The following is a 1,007-nucleotide window of genomic DNA, read 5'->3' on the forward strand; positions in this document are numbered from 1 at the left end:
GGGAAAAGGAATAAATTTAATCTTCCCCTTTTCCCCTTACCCCTTTCCCTTTCCCCTATCCCTATTTCCCCAATGTCCAATAAAAAATGACAAAAATCTTACTTGTTGAAGATGATGAATTATTTCGACTTGGTCTGCGAATGCGGTTGCAACAAGAGACTACTTTGGAGATTGTTGCAGAGGCTGAAGACGGAGAACAAGCTGTAGAATTAGCCAATCAATATCCTCTAGATTTGGTTTTGCTGGATATCGGTTTACCGGGAATTGGTGGGATTGAGGCTTGTCGTCAAATCAAGCAGAAGCACCCAAATTTACCAGTTCTCGTTTTAACGTCTCGTTCGGAAAAACCGCTAGTTTCACGGTTAATTGCTGCTGGGGCACAAGGTTACTGCCTCAAAGGTATTCCCGCTGAGTCTCTAATTTTAGCAGTGCGATCGGTTGCAGCCGGGGCTTCTTGGTGGGATCAAACCGCAACAACAGAAATTAGGGCAGCTTTTGAAGGTACTACAACACCAATAGCAACAAAAACTCCAGAAACCTTAGAAAATCCTTTAACAAAGCGCGAACAAGAAATTTTAGCATTGGTAGCAGCTGGCAAAAGCAATCAAGAAATTGCAGAAGTTCTCTACATCGCCCCTGGTACAGTGCGGGTTCATGTCCATGCAATTTTACAGAAACTAGAAGTACGCGATCGCACTCAAGCCGCAGTATTGGCTATCCAAAAAGGATTGGTAGCACCAGAATTATTGATCGAACAATAAAAATCACGCATTATATCGATTAGACGCTAAAACCCCTGATTTTTGCTTGTAGAAACCTTGCATTGCAACGTCTCTACTCTACAAGACAAATAATTATTGATATTTCGTTGATTTGGATAATTCACATCAAACGTAGATCCTATCTTGATATAAGATTCGTATGAATTTATGTAAATTTATTTAAGTATAAATACGGTTATCAATTTTGATTTTTATTGTATAAATTATTTTACTAAAAGTTCTAAC

The 1,007-nt window shown here is 39.1% G+C and carries 1 protein-coding gene; it reads left to right on the plus strand.

Annotation, left to right across the window (positions count from 1 at the left end; translation table 11 throughout):
* Nucleotides 1-86: 86 nt before the first annotated feature.
* Nucleotides 87-761: a response regulator transcription factor gene (locus GNE10_RS34780; RefSeq protein WP_099065751.1), complete on the plus strand. Its 675-nt coding sequence runs from the start codon at nt 87-89 to the stop codon at nt 759-761.
* Nucleotides 762-1,007 lie beyond the last annotated feature (246 nt).

The sequence above is a fragment of the Nostoc sp. 2RC genome (genome assembly GCF_014222165.1).
In the GTDB taxonomy this organism is placed as follows: Bacteria; Cyanobacteriota; Cyanobacteriia; order Cyanobacteriales; family Nostocaceae; genus Nostoc; species Nostoc linckia.

What these genes read in the sequence shown, in the direction of transcription:
- GNE10_RS34780 (WP_099065751.1), top strand. Translation starts at nt 87, where the DNA reads ATGACAAAAATCTTACTTGTTGAAGATGATGAATTATTTCGACTTGGT.